At 63.1% G+C, this 16,210-nt stretch carries 15 protein-coding genes and 1 pseudogene; 12 read left to right on the forward strand and 4 right to left on the reverse strand.

Annotated features, from left to right (window positions below):
- Positions 1–195: pseudogene (locus J0I64_RS17515) on the reverse strand (MFS transporter); the annotation flags it as partial.
- Between the two features lie 298 nt (positions 196–493).
- Positions 494–1,306 carry a uracil-DNA glycosylase gene (locus tag J0I64_RS17520; RefSeq protein ID WP_291410581.1) on the reverse strand — a complete coding sequence of 271 codons (813 nt, stop codon included), beginning with the start codon at positions 1,304–1,306 and terminating at the stop codon, positions 494–496.
- Positions 1,307–1,371: 65 nt separating this feature from the next.
- Here J0I64_RS17520 and J0I64_RS17525 point away from each other — a divergent pair, with 65 nt between their 5' ends.
- The 3 genes from J0I64_RS17525 (at position 1,372) to J0I64_RS17535 (ending at position 5,771) form a co-directional block, all read left to right on the forward strand.
- Complete coding sequence (locus J0I64_RS17525; RefSeq protein ID WP_291410583.1) at positions 1,372–3,018, forward strand: electron transfer flavoprotein-ubiquinone oxidoreductase; 1,647 nt, start codon at positions 1,372–1,374, stop codon at positions 3,016–3,018.
- Positions 3,019–3,167: 149 nt separating this feature from the next.
- A complete protein-coding gene (locus tag J0I64_RS17530; RefSeq protein WP_291410585.1) occupies positions 3,168–4,886 on the forward strand; it encodes a tetratricopeptide repeat protein in 1,719 nt (572 codons plus the stop codon).
- Positions 4,887–4,895: 9 nt separating this feature from the next.
- Positions 4,896–5,771, forward strand: coding sequence for a 4-(cytidine 5'-diphospho)-2-C-methyl-D-erythritol kinase (locus J0I64_RS17535; RefSeq protein WP_291410588.1), 876 nt, complete (start codon positions 4,896–4,898; stop codon positions 5,769–5,771).
- Between the two features lie 31 nt (positions 5,772–5,802).
- Here J0I64_RS17535 and J0I64_RS17540 read toward each other — a convergent pair whose 3' ends face one another.
- Positions 5,803–6,822: a polyprenyl synthetase family protein gene (locus tag J0I64_RS17540; RefSeq protein ID WP_291410590.1), complete on the reverse strand. Its 1,020-nt coding sequence runs from the start codon at positions 6,820–6,822 to the stop codon at positions 5,803–5,805.
- 150 nt (positions 6,823–6,972) lie between these two features.
- Here J0I64_RS17540 and J0I64_RS17545 point away from each other — a divergent pair, with 150 nt between their 5' ends.
- The 4 genes from J0I64_RS17545 to J0I64_RS17560 all read left to right on the forward strand — a co-directional run bounded on the left by J0I64_RS17545 (position 6,973) and on the right by J0I64_RS17560 (position 9,901).
- Positions 6,973–7,698: a methyltransferase gene (locus J0I64_RS17545; protein ID WP_291410592.1), complete on the forward strand. Its 726-nt coding sequence runs from the start codon at positions 6,973–6,975 to the stop codon at positions 7,696–7,698.
- 45 nt (positions 7,699–7,743) lie between these two features.
- Positions 7,744–8,586 carry a S49 family peptidase gene (locus tag J0I64_RS17550; RefSeq protein WP_291410594.1) on the forward strand — a complete coding sequence of 281 codons (843 nt, stop codon included), beginning with the start codon at positions 7,744–7,746 and terminating at the stop codon, positions 8,584–8,586.
- A gap of 12 nt (positions 8,587–8,598) precedes the next feature.
- A complete protein-coding gene (locus J0I64_RS17555) occupies positions 8,599–8,829 on the forward strand; it encodes a hypothetical protein (protein ID WP_291410596.1) in 231 nt (76 codons plus the stop codon).
- Between the two features lie 148 nt (positions 8,830–8,977).
- Positions 8,978–9,901, forward strand: a complete 924-nt coding sequence (locus J0I64_RS17560; RefSeq protein ID WP_291410598.1) for a glycine--tRNA ligase subunit alpha — start codon at positions 8,978–8,980, stop codon at positions 9,899–9,901.
- A 155-nt stretch (positions 9,902–10,056) separates the two neighbouring features.
- On the opposite strand, the gene rnk is transcribed toward J0I64_RS17560, so the two are convergent.
- Positions 10,057–10,464 carry a nucleoside diphosphate kinase regulator gene (gene rnk, locus J0I64_RS17565; RefSeq protein WP_291410599.1) on the reverse strand — a complete coding sequence of 136 codons (408 nt, stop codon included), beginning with the start codon at positions 10,462–10,464 and terminating at the stop codon, positions 10,057–10,059.
- A gap of 308 nt (positions 10,465–10,772) precedes the next feature.
- On the opposite strand from rnk, the gene J0I64_RS17570 reads away from it, so the two are divergent.
- From J0I64_RS17570 to J0I64_RS17590, 5 genes are all read left to right on the forward strand, one after another.
- Positions 10,773–11,327 (forward strand): LemA family protein, encoded by a 555-nt coding sequence (locus J0I64_RS17570; RefSeq protein ID WP_291410601.1) that lies wholly within the window; start codon positions 10,773–10,775, stop codon positions 11,325–11,327.
- A gap of 5 nt (positions 11,328–11,332) precedes the next feature.
- Positions 11,333–13,219 carry a DUF2207 domain-containing protein gene (locus J0I64_RS17575; RefSeq protein ID WP_291410604.1) on the forward strand — a complete coding sequence of 629 codons (1,887 nt, stop codon included), beginning with the start codon at positions 11,333–11,335 and terminating at the stop codon, positions 13,217–13,219.
- Positions 13,200–13,565, forward strand: a complete 366-nt coding sequence (locus tag J0I64_RS17580) for a hypothetical protein (RefSeq protein WP_291410606.1) — start codon at positions 13,200–13,202, stop codon at positions 13,563–13,565. The genes J0I64_RS17575 and J0I64_RS17580 overlap by 20 nt, the downstream gene beginning before the upstream one ends.
- Positions 13,566–13,629: 64 nt before the next feature.
- Positions 13,630–15,654: a glycine--tRNA ligase subunit beta gene (glyS, locus tag J0I64_RS17585; RefSeq protein ID WP_291410607.1), complete on the forward strand. Its 2,025-nt coding sequence runs from the start codon at positions 13,630–13,632 to the stop codon at positions 15,652–15,654.
- A 12-nt stretch (positions 15,655–15,666) separates the two neighbouring features.
- Positions 15,667–16,210 (forward strand): DUF808 family protein (locus tag J0I64_RS17590; RefSeq protein WP_291410609.1); only part of this gene is annotated, 544 nt, incomplete at its 3' end.

Here is a 16,210-nt window from a genome sequence, read left to right on the forward strand (position 1 = left end):
TCGCACGATCATGGGGACCATGATGGAGCCGGCGACGAAGCCGACCGACCAGCCGGTGCCGATGAGGCCGAGGGCGAGGAGGGAGAAATGCTCCTCGGCGCCGCGCACCGAGAGCAGGAGGCCTTGCAGGCCACCTCCGAACATCAACAGGGCCGAGCCAAGGAACAGGGCGTAGATTTTGATGACGGAAGCCATGGCACTCTAAAGATAAAGGCTACGAAACGTTGCAAATCACCTGATGGTGACCATAGCGCGAGAGAGAAGAAGAGATAGGGCGGAAATGGGGAGGCGGGGGAAAAAATTGGTTCGTGGGTTATGGTGTTGCGGGCGTTGGCCATTGCGTTTGCCGCTCCACCCCCTCCCGGCCTCCCCCATCAAGGGGGAGGTGCTGGGCCGGTGGCTTAGACTGGAGTGTGCCCCAAACTCGATCTGACACCTCCCCCTTGATGGGGGAGGGCGGGAGGGGGTGACGGCGCGCTCGGTTGTGACGAGCTTAGCCCAGTCCCAACTCGTCCATCTTCACCTTGAGGCTCAGTAGATCCGACCAGGCCTGCTGCTTGGCGGCTGGGTTGCGCAGCAGATATGCCGGATGGAGCGTCGGGAGCGCACCGACCTGATGCGTGCCAATCGCAACGTCCTGCCAGCGGCCACGCATCTTGATGATGCCGGCAGTGGTCTTGAAGACGGTCTGCATGGCTGGGCCGCCCAGCGTCATGACGAGCTTTGGCGCGACCAGTTCCACCTGCCGGTTGAGGAAGGGTAGGCAGAGTTCCATTTCTTCGGGCGTCGGCGTGCGATTGCCCGGCGGGCGCCAGGGGACGGTGTTGACGATATAGACCTTGGTGCGATCAAGCCCGATGGCGCCCAGCATGCGGTCGAGCAATTGGCCGGAGCGGCCGACAAAAGGTTTGCCCTGCCGGTCCTCTTCCGCACCGGGAGCTTCGCCGATGAGCATGATTTCTGCTTCGGGATTGCCATCGGCAAAGACGAGCTGGGTGGCGCGGAATTTGAGACTGCAGCCATCGTAGGCTTCGAGAACCTTTTTCAGTTCGTCGAGCGTGCTGGCGGAGGCGGCGAGCCGTCGCGCCTCCGCGGGGTCGCCGGTGATCGCGGCGGCGGCGGGCGGTGGGGGCTGAGCCGGAGCGGCGGCCGCCTGGCGCAAGAGCTGCGCCGCCGAGGGTGCAGGGGCCGGTTGGGCGAAGCGGTCGACCGGATCCTCACCCACGGCCAGATCCACGCCGGCGGCACGATACCAGTCCAGCACGGCAAGCAGTTCGGCCTTGTTGAGTTCTCGACCTTGAGACATGGGGCCCGTTATGTCACACCGCATCCAAAGCGACCAGTCGCCTGCCGTTCATGAGGACCCCACCTATGGCTGAAGCCGGAACCCGCGAGACGATTTCGACGGATATCCTGATCGTCGGGGCCGGTCCCTCGGGCCTTGCGGCCGCCATCCGGCTCAAGCAGCGCCACCCGGAGCTGAGCGTGACAGTGGTGGAAAAGTCTGCCGAGATCGGCGGACACATCCTTTCGGGCGCCGTCATGGACCCGGTGGGGCTCGATGCCCTCTTGCCCGACTGGCGGCTGAAGGGCGCGCCGGTTGGTCCCGATGTGACCGAGGACACCTTTCATTATCTGACCGCGTCTGGCGATTTCGCCCTGCCGCATTTCCTGGTGCCGCCGCAGCTCAAGACTCCGGGCGCCGTGATCGTCAGCCTTGGGCGGCTGGTGCAGTGGCTGGGCGAGCAGGCTGCTGACTTGGGCGTCGATATTTTCCCGATGACGGCGGCCGTCGATGTGCTGCGTTCTGGTGATGGTCCGGTGCGCGGTGTGATCACCGGCGACCTTGGCCGCGATGCCGAGGGCAATCCGAAATCGGGCTTTGCCGAGGGGATCGCGCTCGAGGCCAAATATACGCTGATCGCCGAGGGCGCGCGCGGATCGCTCGCCAAGCAGGTCATCGGCGATTTCGCTCTTGGGCGCGAGCCGCAGAAATATGGCCTCGGCATAAAGGAAATCTGGGAAGTGCCGGCCGAAAAGCACCATGCGGGGCGGGTCGATCACTACCTCGGCTTTCCGCTCGACAATTCCACCTCCGGTGGCGGCTTTGTCTATCATGCCGAGGATCGGAAGCTCTATGTCGGGCTCGTCACCTATCTCGACTATGCCGACCCCACGCTGTCGCCCTTTGACGAATTCCAGCGCTTCAAGTCGCACCCCTCGGTTGCAAAGCTGCTCGATGGCGCGACGCGCATCAGCTATGGCGCGCGGGCGGTGACCGCGGGCGGGTGGCAGTCGGTGCCGAGCCTTGCCTTTCCGGGTGGTGGGCTGATCGGCTGTTCGGCTGGCTTCATGAATGCGCCGCGCCTCAAGGCCATCCACAATGCCATCCTCTCCGGCATCGGCGCGGCCGATGCCGTGGGGGCGGCGGTGGTCGCCGGGCGACAGCACGATCTGGTCGAGGATTTTGCGCCGAGCGTTATGCGCACTGGCATCGAGAAGGAGTTGCGCGGCGTCGCCAATGCCAAGCCGCTCTGGTCGCGTCTCGGCACGGTTTTGGGCTCGTTGGCCATCGGCGCCGATCTCTGGGTGTCGGCCATTTTCGGTCGCTCACCGCTCAATCTGGAAAAGCATGGGCAGCCCGATTTCGCCGGGCTCATGCCGCGCAACAAGGTTGCGGGACGCTCCTATCCCCGGCCTGACGGAAAATTGACCTTCGATCGCGCCTCCTCGGTATTTCTCGCCAATCTGGCGCATGACGAGGATCAGCCGATCCATCTGAAGCTGAAAGATCCGACGATCCCGGTGCGCCAGAACCTGCCGGTTTATGGCGAGCCGGCGCCGCTTTATTGCCCCGCGGGAGTCTATGAAATGGCCGAGGAAGGAGGCGAGCCGGTGTTTCGCATCCACGCTGCCAACTGTGTCCACTGCAAGACCTGCGACATCAAGGACCCGGCCCAGAACATCACCTGGGTGCCGCCCGAGGGTGGCAGCGGGCCCAACTACAGCGGAATGTGACCGTGCATAACAAGCACGGCCTTGCGGCGCAGTCGTAAAACGGACAATCTTTGCCGCCAAATCGTGCCGTCTCGGCCATTGTTACTACGCGTGTCTGCGGCCAAACCCTTGCCCACCTCGGCAGACATGCTCTGGGAGAATTCTGCAACGTGATCTTGCTTTCGAACCGGCTGGCCCGTCCCCTTCTGGCAGCGATCATGGCCATGGCGCTTGTACCGGCGACTTCGGCCCAGAGCGGGGCGACCAACCTGCTCGATATGCTCCAGCTCTATCGTTCGAGCCCTACCGGTTCCTATCTTGCGGGTCGCCAGGCCCTTAATGACATGCAGACCGATGAGGCCGCCCGCTACTTCAACGACGCGGCGCAGGGCGACTGGGACAATCCGGTGCTGGTCGAACGCTCCTTCATCGCCTTTGCCGCCAATGGCCAGATCAGCCAGTCGGCCCAGGTCGCCAAGCGCCTGACCGAACTGGTCGGCCAGAACGAACTGGCCGAACTCGTCGTCGCCACTCAGGCGCTGAAGGAACGCCGCTACGGCGCCACCGAAAGCGCCCTTGCCACCGTTTCACAGGACACATTTACCGGCATCACCGCCGGCATTCTGCGCGCCTGGGCGTTGGTGGGCGAGAAGCGCTATGACGAGGCCGATGCCCTCATCACCAAGCTCGGCAGCACCGGGCTTGAAGACTTCCTGGTCTTCCACCGCGCCCTGATGGCCGAAGTGGCAGGCAATAAGGCCAAGGCCCTGGAACTGGCGGCCAAGGCCTATGAGAACGAGCCCTATGTGGCGCGCATGGTCGAAGTCTATTCGCGCATGCTGGCCAATGACGGGCGCTTCGATGAAGCAGCCGAGGTGATCGATTCGTTCGAAAGCCAGGGGCTGACCTATCCGCTGGTGACCGTGGTCAAGGAAGCGGTGCAGGCCAAGCGCCGTCCGGGCGTGTTTGCGACCAGCGTACAGATCGGCGCGGCCGAAATGTTCCATGGCATCGGCGTCGCCCTGTCGCGCGATGGCAGCAAGGACCTGGCGCTGGTCTTCCTGCGCCTCGGCTACTATCTCGACCCCAATGCCGACGTCATCGGCCTCGCAGCCGGCATGCTGCTCGATTCTTCGGGTCAGCACGAAGCGGCCAACAAGCTTTATGACGCGGTGTCTTCTTCCTCGGCGATGAAGCCCACGGCCGTGGTGCGCATCGCCCAGAACCTTGATTCCATGGGCGACCGCGCCGAGGCGCTGCGGCGCCTGCGCAATATCGTTGCCACCCGACCCAATGATCTCGATGCGGTTTCCGTCCTCGGCGACCTGCTGCGCTATGACGAGCAATATGTCGAGGCGGCCGAGGCTTATACCAAGGCGCTGGAAATCACCGGCGGCGAGGCTCCGGCCGACTGGCGCTTCTACTATGTGCGCGGCATTGCCTATGAGCGCGCCAAGGAGTGGCCCAAGGCCGAGGCCGATTTCCTCAAGGCGCTCGATCTCAACCCCGAACAGCCTTCGGTGCTGAACTATCTGGGTTATTCCTGGATCGACCAGGACATGAACCTCGATGAAGCGCTCGGCATGATCGAGAAGGCCGTCGAAGCGCAGCCGCAGGACGGCTACATCGTCGATTCGCTCGGCTGGGCCTTCTATAAGCTCGGCCGCATCGACGAGGCGGTGGAAACGCTGGAACGTGCGGTGATGCTGCGGCCCAACGATGCCGAAATCAACGACCACCTCGGCGACGCCTATTGGAAGGCCGGTAGGCGGCTCGAGGCGCAGTTCCAGTGGAAGGTCGCCAAGTCCGTCGATGAAGTTGGCAATGTCGCCGCACGCGTCGGGCCGAAACTGACCGAGGGCCTGACCCCGGCAACCGCGACGGAATAGTCCGCCAGCATGACGCAAACCCTGGTTGAGGCAGCGCCGGCAAAGATCAATCTGGCGCTGCACGTTACGCGTCGCCGCGAAGACGGCTATCACGACCTCGAAAGCCTCATCGTCTTCGCCGACATCGCTGACGAGCTGCATGCCGAGCCGGCAGCGGAAGATAGTCTCGAGATTTCGGGTCCCTTTGCCAATGGGCTCGGTGCTGGCAGCTCCAATCTGGTGATGCGCGCCGTTGCGGCCTTTCGCCAGCGCTGGCCGGGGCGCGTGCCCGATGGACTGGCGCTGCATCTGGTCAAGAACCTGCCGGTGGCAGCCGGGATCGGCGGCGGCTCGGCCGACGCGGCGGCGGCCCTGCGCATTCTCGCAGGGCTCGCGACCGAGCCGGTGCCGGTCGGTGAACTGGCAGATCTCGCGGCAACGCTGGGGGCTGACGTGCCGGCGTGTCTGCTCAGCCGCCCATTGGTGGCGCGAGGCGTCGGGGAAATCCTGTCGCCGCTGTCCGAATTTCCCAATTGCCATGTGGTGCTGATCAACCCGATGGTGCCGGTGGCGACGGCCGATGTGTTCCGGCGCCTGCGCGCGCACGACAACTATCCGCTGCCGGCTCTGCCCGAGCCGCTGACCCGGCCGGCCCAGCTTGGCCTGTGGTTGGCGGAAACACGGAACGATCTGCAACCGCCCGCGGTAAAATTGGTGCCGGTGATCGGCGACATCATCGAGGATCTGGCCGAGACGCAGGGCTGCATGCTCGCGCGCATGTCCGGCTCAGGGGCGACGGTGTTTGGGCTCTTCGGTTCGGAAGGGCAGGCGCATCTGGCCGCGCAAGTGATGCGCGAGCGCAATCCCGATCACTGGGTCGCCGCTGCGCCACTGATGGTCGTCTAGGAAACATTGCCGGGTTGTCCCGGCAATGGCGTCAGGACGCGCGGTTGACGCTGTGCATCACCACTTCGGCGAGGATGGTCTTCATCTCGCTTTCGGGGAGTTCGGCGAGGGCTTCCACCGCAGCGGCGGCATGGAGGCGAGCCTTGTCGAGCGTGCGGGCCAGCGTGTCGTGGCGATTGAAGATCGCGACGACCTGGCTGACTTCGAGTTCGGACGCATCGGCCTTGCCAAGCGTGCTGGCGATGATACCGCGTTCCGCTTCACTGCCTTCAGCTAGCGCCAGAATGACCGGCAGGGTCATCTTGCCCTCGCGAAGGTCGTCGCCGACATTCTTGCCCAGCGCGCCGGACTGCCCGCCATAATCGAGCGCGTCATCGACAAGCTGGAAGGCATTGCCGAGTTCGAGGCCGTATTGAGCCAGGGCCTTGCGGCCGGCCTCGTCGGCGCCACCGGAAATGGCGCCCACTTCGCAGGCGGCCTTGAAGAGGATCGCGGTCTTGGCGCGGATCACTTCAGCGTAATCGGCCTCGGTGGTGGTGAGATCGCCGGTCTTGGCGAGCTGGAACACTTCACCTTCCGCCATGACAGCAGAAGCGGCGGACAGAACGCCGAGCGAGCCGATATCGCCGGTTTCGACCATCATCATGAAGGCCTGGCCGAGGAGAAAATCGCCCACGAGAATGGAAGCCTTGTTGCCCCAGACCATGCGGGCAGCCGGCTTGCCGCGACGCATGTCGCTCTCATCGACGACATCGTCGTGGAGCAGGGTGGCATTGTGCATGAATTCGACGGCAGCGGCGAAATTGACTTCGTTCCCCTTGCCCTTGCCGAAAAGCAGGGCGGCAGCAACGGTCAGCATCGGACGCAGGCGCTTGCCACCGCTCTCGATGAGATAGCGGGCGAGTTCGGGCACCATATCGACATGCGATTCCGCACGGCTCAAAATCAGGTCATTGACCCGGGCCATGTCATCGGCGGTCGCCGCCAAGAGTTTGTCGACCGGATTGCCGGCCGGCATGCTATTCTTCTGGGTCAGAACTGAGACCGCCATTACCGTCCTCGTTTGCCGCCTGGCAGCAAATCGGTTGAGCCTGCCACGTCCGCGCCTATATGGTCGCGCGGAACCAGCCTTCAGGGTGCGATGTCCCTAGACCAGCCAAGTGACTTTGTAAAACACCAAACCACAACGCGCGATGCCTTTTTGGCCGGGCGGATCACTCTGTCGCAACCCCGCAACGGCTTTCGCGCCGGGTTCGACAGTGTGCTGCTGGGCGCGGCGGTACGGAACGGCACGCAAAACCTGCTCGATCTCGGCGCAGGCGTTGGGACGGCGGGCCTGGTGGCGTTGGCGCTTGGTCGCGCGGCGCGGGCGACACTGCTCGAGCGCCATGCCGAGACGGCGGCGCTGGCGCGGGAAAACATCGCTGACAATGGCTTTTCCGGGCGCGCCGAGGCGCTGACCCTCGACATTTTGGCGTCGGGGCCCACACGGCAGGCGGCAGGGCTTGCTGCCAATCATTTCGATGCCGTCATTGCCAATCCGCCATTCTTTGATGTGGGGCAGGGCACTCTCGCTCCGGAAGCCAGCCGTGCCGATGCACGGCACATGGCGCAGGAGGGGCTTGAGGCCTGGATCCGTTGCGCGGCGGGATGCGCGGCGGCGGGCGGGGAGTTTGTCATCGTCTATCCGGCGCAGGGACTGTCGACCCTCCTCGCGGCAATGGCGCCTCGATTCGGGGCGGTGACGGTGCTGCCGATCTCGCCACGTCCTGGGGCGCCGGCGACGCGGGTGCTGGTGCGGGGCAAGAAGGGCTCGCGGGCGCCGCTGACGCTGCTGGCCGGCCGGGCGCTCCATGGCGAAGACGGGCGGGACTTCGCCCAGGAATTCGATGCCATTTTTCGCGGCGCGGCGGCGCTCGACTGGTAATCGGCACTGGCCATGCCTAAATCACTGCAAAATCAAGGAGAGGACATGGCCAAGACACAAGCCCGCAAGCCGAACTGGTTCGTCCGCCTGTTCCGTCGTCCGCCCACCATTCCGGTCGTGCGCCTTCACGGCGTGATCGCCGCCGAGCAGCGGCCCGGCCGGCTCAATATCGAAAGTGTGGAACCGCTGCTGAAGCGCGCCTTTGACATGAGTTCGGCCCCTGCTGTGGCGATTGTCGTCAATTCACCCGGCGGTTCGCCGGTGCAGAGCAGGCTGATTTCCAACCGCATCCGGCAATTGGCCGATGAAACCGGCAAGCCAGTGCTGGTCTTTGTCGAGGATGCCGCGGCTTCAGGCGGCTATTTCATCGCCGTCGCAGGCGACGAGATCATCGCCGATCCCTCATCCATCGTCGGCTCGATCGGCGTCATCATGGCGACCTTCGGCTTTGTCGGGGCGCTCGAAAAGCTCGGGATCGAGCGGCGTGTGCATACGGCGGGGCGGAACAAGTCGACGCTCGACCCCTTCCTGCCGGAAAAGGCCGAGGACGTTGAACGCATCAAGCGCTTCGAACTCGACATTCACCAGGTCTTTATCGACCACGTGAAGGCCCACCGGGCCGGCCGGCTCAAGGCGGACGACGATGTGCTCTTTACCGGCGAATGGTGGCCGGGCCTGCGCGGGGTGGAGCTGGGGCTGGTGGATAGCCTCGGCGAGATGCACGCGACGCTGCGCGAGCGCTATGGCCGCGATGTGGTCCTCAAACCGATTGCGGCGAAACGTCCATTCTTTGCGCTGCCGCGTCTCGGATTTTCCTCCCGCGGCGTGGTAGACGAGATGACGACCACCATCGACGACCGCGCGCTCTGGGCGCGCCTTGGCCTATAGACCGAGACCGCCATGCTGCTGCGCATACTGATTATCACTGCCCTCGCCCTGATGGTCTATTTCGGCATTCGCCGCATCTGGCGGGACTGGTCGCAAAAATTCGACCGCGACGCGGCCGAAGAAAAACGCCTGCGCCACGAGCGCGATATCGCCGAACGCCAGCGGCCCGACGTCATCGACCTCAAGCGCGGCGACGACGGCACGTTCCGGCCCCAGGACAAGAAAGACAGCAAGCGCGATTGAGGTTTTGTAACTGGCGCAACCGGTCCGAAGTTTCTCGCTGGCAGGCGATTTGAGGGCTTGTTGCTGATTGGGCTGGACAGCATGCGCCATTGACCGTGCCGGGCGCTCAAACTAGAGGTTTGTCCCGCAGATTTGCAGGACCGCTGACATGACCTCTCGCCCCGCCCACATGGACCCGAAGAATTCCTTCCAGGGTCTGATCCTGACGCTCCAGAATTTTTGGGCGGAGCAAGGTTGTGTCGTTCTGCAGCCCTATGACATGCAGATGGGCGCCGGCACGTTCCATACCGCGACCACTCTGCGCGCGCTGGGACCAAAGCCATGGAAAGCGGCCTATGTGCAGCCCTCGCGCCGCCCCAAGGACGGCCGCTATGGCGAGAACCCGAACCGGTTGCAGCACTATTATCAGTTCCAGGTGATCCTGAAGCCGTCGCCGGACAATATCCAGCAGCTCTATCTGGACTCGCTGGCGGCCATCGGGCTCGACGCTTCGGTGCACGATATCCGCTTTGTCGAAGACGACTGGGAAAGCCCGACGCTGGGCGCCTGGGGCCTGGGCTGGGAATGCTGGTGCGACGGCATGGAAGTTTCCCAGTTCACCTATTTCCAGCAGGTGGCCGGATTTGAATGCTCGCCGGTCCCCGGCGAAATCACCTATGGCCTTGAACGCCTCGCCATGTATGTGCAGGGCGTCGAGAACGTCTACGACCTCAATTTCAACGGCCGCGAAGGCGACGACAAGGTCACCTATGGCGACGTGTTCCTGCAGAACGAGCAGGAAGCTTCCAAATACAACTTTGAGGCTGCCGATACCGACATTCTCTTCCGTCACTTCGAGGATGCGGAAAAGGAATGCCGCGCTATTCTCGCCAAGGGCGCAGACGGCAACCGCCAGACCATGGCCATCCCTGCCTATGAGCAGGTCGTCAAGGCATCGCACAATTTCAACATGCTCGATGCGCGCGGCGTGATCTCGGTCACCGAGCGCCAGAGCTATATTCTGCGCATTCGCGAACTGGCCAAGGCCTGCGGCGAAGCCTGGCTGCAGACGGCTGGCGGCGGCGCGGAGTAGGCGTTTTCGCCTTCCTGACGTGTCGCCCTCCCTTTGCGGGGAGGGTGCTGTCCGCCGAGAGACCGTGGCTCCCGCACCCACTTCCGCCCTCCCCCGTTAGGGGGAGGTGTTGGGCCGGTGGGGGAGGGCCTTGCGTGATCCCTCCAAGAAAATAGTTACGCCGGCTGCGGTGCCAGTACGGAAATCACCGTCAGCTTGTGGCGCTTGTCGGCGCGGTCGCGCCAGGTGATGGACTGGCCGGTCTTGAGGCCGATCAGCGCGGTGCCGATGGGTGTCATCACCGAGATGCGGCCGGTTTCAATGTCGGCGTCAGCGGGATAGACCAGGGTAACAGTCTGCTCCTTGTCGGCATTGGTGACATAGGTCACCGACGAGCCCATGCGGGCAATACCTTCAGGCACCTTTCCATCGGCGACCACCTTGGCGCGCTCGAGCTCTTCGAGCAGTCGATCGGCAAGATCGGGCAGGCGCTCGAGGCTGGCCAGTGCCAGGCTGTTGAGTTTGGCGTGATCCGCCTCGCCAAGGGTGATGGCGGGGGCAAGATCTCTGCGAATGTCGTTCATCGTCAAAATCCTGATAGGCCCCGAGCCGGGCGCAGACATGCGCATGGCCGAAGCGGGGTGTCGAAACGGGTGAATGAGTGGAGTGCCGGAGAGCGAAAGAAACCGAACCCTAAGCAGGCTCCGGTGCGCGCGTGCCTAGGGTGACTATTCTGCGAGAAGGATAGTGCAGCGATGATTTTGGCGCGAATTGCTCATAACACAAAGCTAGGGATTGCACCGGGGAAGTCAAGCCCGACCGTTGCCCACCCATTGCAAGCTCATGTGCAAACTGCCAGTGTCCGCCCGAAACGCCTTGAGGGAGCGCGCCTATGGAATGGGTCATTCTTGCGCTGGTTGTCGCCGTCGCCGGCTATGCCATCGTCATCTATAACGGCCTGGTGTCAAACCGGCAGATGGTCCAGGAGGGATGGTCGGGTATCGACGTGCAGCTCAAGCGCCGAACCGATCTCATTCCCAACATGCTCGAGACCGTAAAGGGCTATATGGGCCACGAACGTGGGACGCTCGAAGCGGTGACCAATGCCCGCGCCGCCGCGACCGCCGCCGTCAACGGCACGCCCGAGCAACGCTCGGCTGCCGAAGGCCAGCTCTCGTCGGCCCTCGGCCGCTTGATCGCCACCGCCGAAGCCTATCCCGACCTCAAGGCCAATACGACCTTCCTTGAATTCCAGGATGCGCTGAAGACGGTGGAGGACGAAATCCAGATGTCGCGCCGCTACTACAATGGCGCGGTGCGCAACCTGAACATCCAGGTGGAATCCTTCCCCTCGAACCTGATCGCCAACGCCTTCAAGTTCATCAAGGCGCAGTATTTCGAGCTTGAGAACGAGGCCGACAGGCAGGTTCCGAACGTAAAGTTCTAAAGCCCATGAATGCCCTCGGCAGACTGTTTCTCGTCCTCGCCTGCCTGTTCGCCTTGGCTTTGCCGGTGGCAGCGCGCGAGGAAATTCGCGCCTTCGCTGCGGATGTCACCCTGCGTGTCGATGGCTCGGTGCGCGTCATCGAGACGGTCGATGTCAATGCCGAGGGCAATCAGATCCGGCGCGGCATCTATCGCGACATCCCCACGGTCCTGGTTGGGCCTTCGGGCAACAAGATCCGCGTCGGGCTCGATGTCGCATCGGTGACGCGCGATGGCGTCGCCGAGGATTTTCGGCTGGAGCGCATGGGCAATTTCCAGCGTATATGGATCGGCAATCCCGATCGCTTGCTGTCTCTGGGAGAGCATCGCTTTGTCATCACCTATGTGATGGACCGCATGGCGCGCAGCTTTGCCGATCATGATGAACTCTATTGGAACGCCACCGGCAATTACTGGGATTTCCCGATCCTGAAATCGGTGGCGCGGGTGACCCTGCCTGATGGCGCGGTGATTTCCGAGCTTTCTGCTTATACCGGCGTCGCTGGCTCCACCGAGCAGGCGGTGACCATCACGCGCAATTCGGACAGTTCTGCCATTTTCCGCACCCAGCGCGCGCTCGCGGCCGGGGAGGGGATGAGCTTCGCTGTGTCCTTCCAGAAGGGCATCGTGGCCTATCCGCAGGGTTTTGATGCGCTGCTGCAGGAGGCTTCGGATCTGCGCGAGGTCTGGCTGCCGGTCGTCGCCGTGCTGCTGCTGCTTGCCTATAATTTCGGTGCCTGGTGGCGTGTTGGGCGTGACCCGCCCAAGGGCACGATCATTCCGCTTTTCCATCCGCCCAAGGACTTTTCGCCGGCCCTGACGCACTATGTGCACAAATGGGGTTTTGCCAATGCCGGCTGGACCGCCATGACCGCGGCCATCTTCAATCTCGGCGTGCGTGGGCTCGTGACCATCGACAACCGTGGCGATGTGCTTACGGTCAAGGCAACGGGCAAGGAGCCGGACGTTCGCCTGCCCGTCGGCGAAGAAGTGCTGTTTCGCTATTTTTCTGACAAGCGCAGCGTCACCATCGACAAGTCGACTGGGCCGGGCCTTGCGACCAAGCGCAACGAGTTCATGGCGGCGCTGCAGCGCGAAAACCGCAATGTCTGGTTCAATCACAATACCGGCTTTGCCGTGCTCGGCGTGGTGCTGATGATCCTGATGCTGATCGGCATGGTGGCGCTGGACGTGCTGGAGCCGGTCTGGCTGGTTGTCGCCTTTGTCGGCGGCATTTTCGCTGCGGTCATCGGCTCCATTGTCTTCAACGCGTTGCGCACCGGTGGGTGGCAGCGCTATTTGACCGGTTTGATCGTCGGCATCTTTGCGTTCAATTTCGTCGGTGGCATGGTCGAGACATTCTCAAGCCTCACGATCAATTCGGCAGCTGTCGCCGCGGGGTCGATGGTGCTGATCACGGCCATCTTCGCGGTCCTGATGCGGGCCCCGACCGTGCAGGGCCGCAAGGTCATGGATGAGATCGACGGGTTCAAGCTCTATCTCGATACGGCTGAAAAGAACCGGCTCAACATCAGCAATGAGCCGCCCATGACCGTGGAACGCTTCGAGCGCATCCTGCCCTATGCCATCGCGCTCGGCGTCGAAAAGCCATGGTCCGAGCACTTTGATGCGGAACTGGCGCGCAATGCGGTTTGGATCAAGCCGAGGCTTTTCGTCGGGCTCGATATCCAATGTCATCGCTGGCGCCTCGTCCGGCATGGCGGCCGCCATGGTTGCGGCCCAGCCGGTGCAGGCCAGTTCTTCTGGCTCCAGCAGTGGTGGCGGTGGCTTCTCCGGCGGCGGCGGAGGCGGTGGCGGGGGAGGCGGCTGGTAAGTGGCAGCGCACCCCTATGATCTGGACGTCATAGCGCCTGTTGCGATCCACCATCTCGTCGAGTTCGGCGACCCCGACCCAAACCTGCCGGGCCAGTTTGGCTATTGGTACAACTATATCGACTATGATTTCTCCGCGGACGGGCGGGTCTTGTCGGCGCGGCATTATCTGGATGAGCCGCGGCGGGCGATTTTGCTCGGCAAGCCCGTCGAGGACGAGCTGACGCTTCTGGTTCTTCAATTCCTGCTGATGCGCTACGACACACTGGAATGGCTGGGAAGCGAGGGCTATGTGCCGGTGCCCAAATGGGTGATGAAAGAGGTGCGCGATCGCCTCGATCTGCATCTGTCGCGCGTGGGTGGTTAAGCGCCGAGTAGACAAGGGTTGATGCACTTGCTAGGCACACACGCGCTCTTTGACTGGTTAGACCATGCCCGAACTCCTGCTCGAACTCTTCTCCGAGGAAATTCCCGCCCGCTTCCAGCGGCGCGCTGCCGAAGACCTCAAGAAAGCCGTGACCAATGCCCTGGTCAATGCGGGTCTCGTCTATGAAGGCGCCCGCGCCTTTGCGACGCCGCGCCGCCTGGCGCTGACTGTTTCGGGCCTGCCGGTGCGCTCGCCCGATACGCGCGAAGAAAAGAAGGGCCCCAAGGTCGGCGCGCCGCAGCCGGCCATCGATGGTTTTCTGCGTTCGGCGGGGCTTGCTTCGCTCGACCAGGCCAAGGTCGAAAGCGATCCCAAGAAGGGCGATTTCTATGTCGCCGTGATCAACAAGCCGGGCGCTGACGCGGTGGAACTGCTTTCGGGCATCCTGCCGAAAATTCTGACCGATTTCCCTTGGGCCAAGTCCATGCGCTGGGGCTCGGGCAGCTTCAACTGGGTGCGTCCGCTGCGCGCCATCACCGCGACTTTTGGTACGGAAAACGACGAGCCGATCGTTGTGCCGTTTGCGTCCGCCGGCATCGAGTCCGCGCAGACGACGTTCGGCCACCGTTTCCTGTCGCCTGACGCGATCCGCGTGAAGCGTTTTGATGACTATGTGACCTCGCTCGAACGCGCCAAGGTCGTGCTCGATATCGATCGCCGCAAGGAGATCATCCGCGGCGATGCCGATCAGCTCGCCTTTGCGCAGGGCCTGACCGTTATCCATGACGAGGGCCTCCTGGAGGAAGTCGCCGGTCTAGTCGAGTGGCCGAATGTGATGATGGGATCGTTCGATCCCGAATTCCTCAAGCTGCCCGAAGAAGTCATCATCGCCACCATCCGCGCCAACCAGAAGTGCTTCTGTCTTCGCGATGCCGCGGGCAAGCTGGCGCCGAATTTCATCATCACGTCCAACACCATTCCGACCGATGGCGGCGCGGTGATCGTGGCGGGCAATGAGCGCGTCATTCGCGCGCGTCTGTCGGATGCTGCTTTCTTCTATCAGGGCGACCTCGCCGTTCCGCTTGAGCACGGTCTTCCGAAACTGGAAGACATGGTGTTCCACGCCAAGCTCGGCACGCAGTTTGCCATGGTCAAGCGGCTGGTGGATCTCGCCGCCGAAATCGCGCCCCAGGTTGGCGCCGATGTCGAAAAGACCAAGCGCGCGGCAATGCTGGCCAAGGCCGATCTCGTCACCGGCATGGTCGGCGAATTCCCGGAATTGCAGGGCCTGATGGGCCGCTACTATGCGACCGCACAGGGCGAGCCGGCGGAAATCGCCAACGCGCTCGAAATGCACTACAAGCCCGTCGGTCCCTCGGATCGCGTGCCGACCGAGCCGGTCTCCATCGCCGTGGCTCTGGCCGACAAGCTCAACGTGTTGTCGAGCTTCTGGTCGATTGACGAAAAGCCGACCGGCTCGCGTGACCCCTTCGCGCTGCGCCGTGCGGCTCTTGGCGTCATCCGCATCATCACTGAAAACGGGCTGAAATTCCCGCTCAAGGTCGAGGCCGATCTTCTCGCTTTCTTCCATGACCGCCTGAAAGTGTCGCTGCGCGACGCCGGGGCGCGTCATGACCTTGTTGACGCCGTCATCTCGGCCGACAGCAACGACATCCTGCAGGTCACCCAGCGCGCCGAGGCGCTCTCGGCTCTGCTCTCCAGCGACGACGGCAAGAACCTCCTCGCCGGCTATCGCCGTGCTGCCAATATCCTGGCGGCCGAAGAGAAGAAGGACGGCAAGTCCTATGCAGGTGCTGTTGATCAGGCGGCGTTGAAACTGCCCGAAGAAGAGGCACTGGCCTTTGCGGTCGATGGCGTGCATGCGGCGGTGGCTGCTCACGTGGGCAAGGACGACTACAAGGGCGCGATGGGCGAACTGGCAACGCTGCGCGCGCCGGTCGATGCGTTCTTTACCGCTGTGCTGGTGAACGATGCCGATCCGGCCGTTCGCACCAATCGCCTGAACCTTCTGGCGCGGCTGCGTGACACCATGCATCTCGTGGCTGATTTCGGCAAAGTCGCCGGCTAAAGGACCAAAAATATGAGTGTCGGCCTTCTTGCTTTGCTTGATGATGTGGCCGGCCTCGTAAAGGTTGCGGCCGCGTCGCTCGACGACGTGGCCGGCCAGGCGGCCAAGGCTGGCGTCAAGGCGGCCGGCGCCGTCATCGACGATGCCGCGGTGACCCCGAACTATGTGCAGGGTTTTACCGCCGATCGCGAATTGCCGATCGTGGGCAAGATCGCCTGGGGCTCGATCAAGAACAAGCTGCTCTTCCTATTGCCGGCGGCGCTGCTGCTGAGCTTTTTCGCCCCCTGGCTGATCACCCCGTTGCTGATGATCGGCGGCGCCTACCTCTGCTATGAGGGGGCCGAAAAGGTCTTTCATATGCTCGCCCCGCATAATGCCGAGCACCATGAGGCGGCGCTGGAGCCGGCGACGCTGAATTCGGAAAGTCTTGAGGACAAGAAGGTCGCTGGCGCGATCCAGACCGATTTCATTCTCTCGGCCGAGATCATGACCATCATTCTGGCCGCGATCGAAGTGCCCGATTTCTGGATGCGCGCGGCTGTGCTGGCGGTGGCCG

This window comes from Devosia sp. (genome assembly GCF_017307565.1).
In the GTDB taxonomy this organism is placed as follows: Bacteria; Pseudomonadota; Alphaproteobacteria; order Rhizobiales; family Devosiaceae; genus Devosia.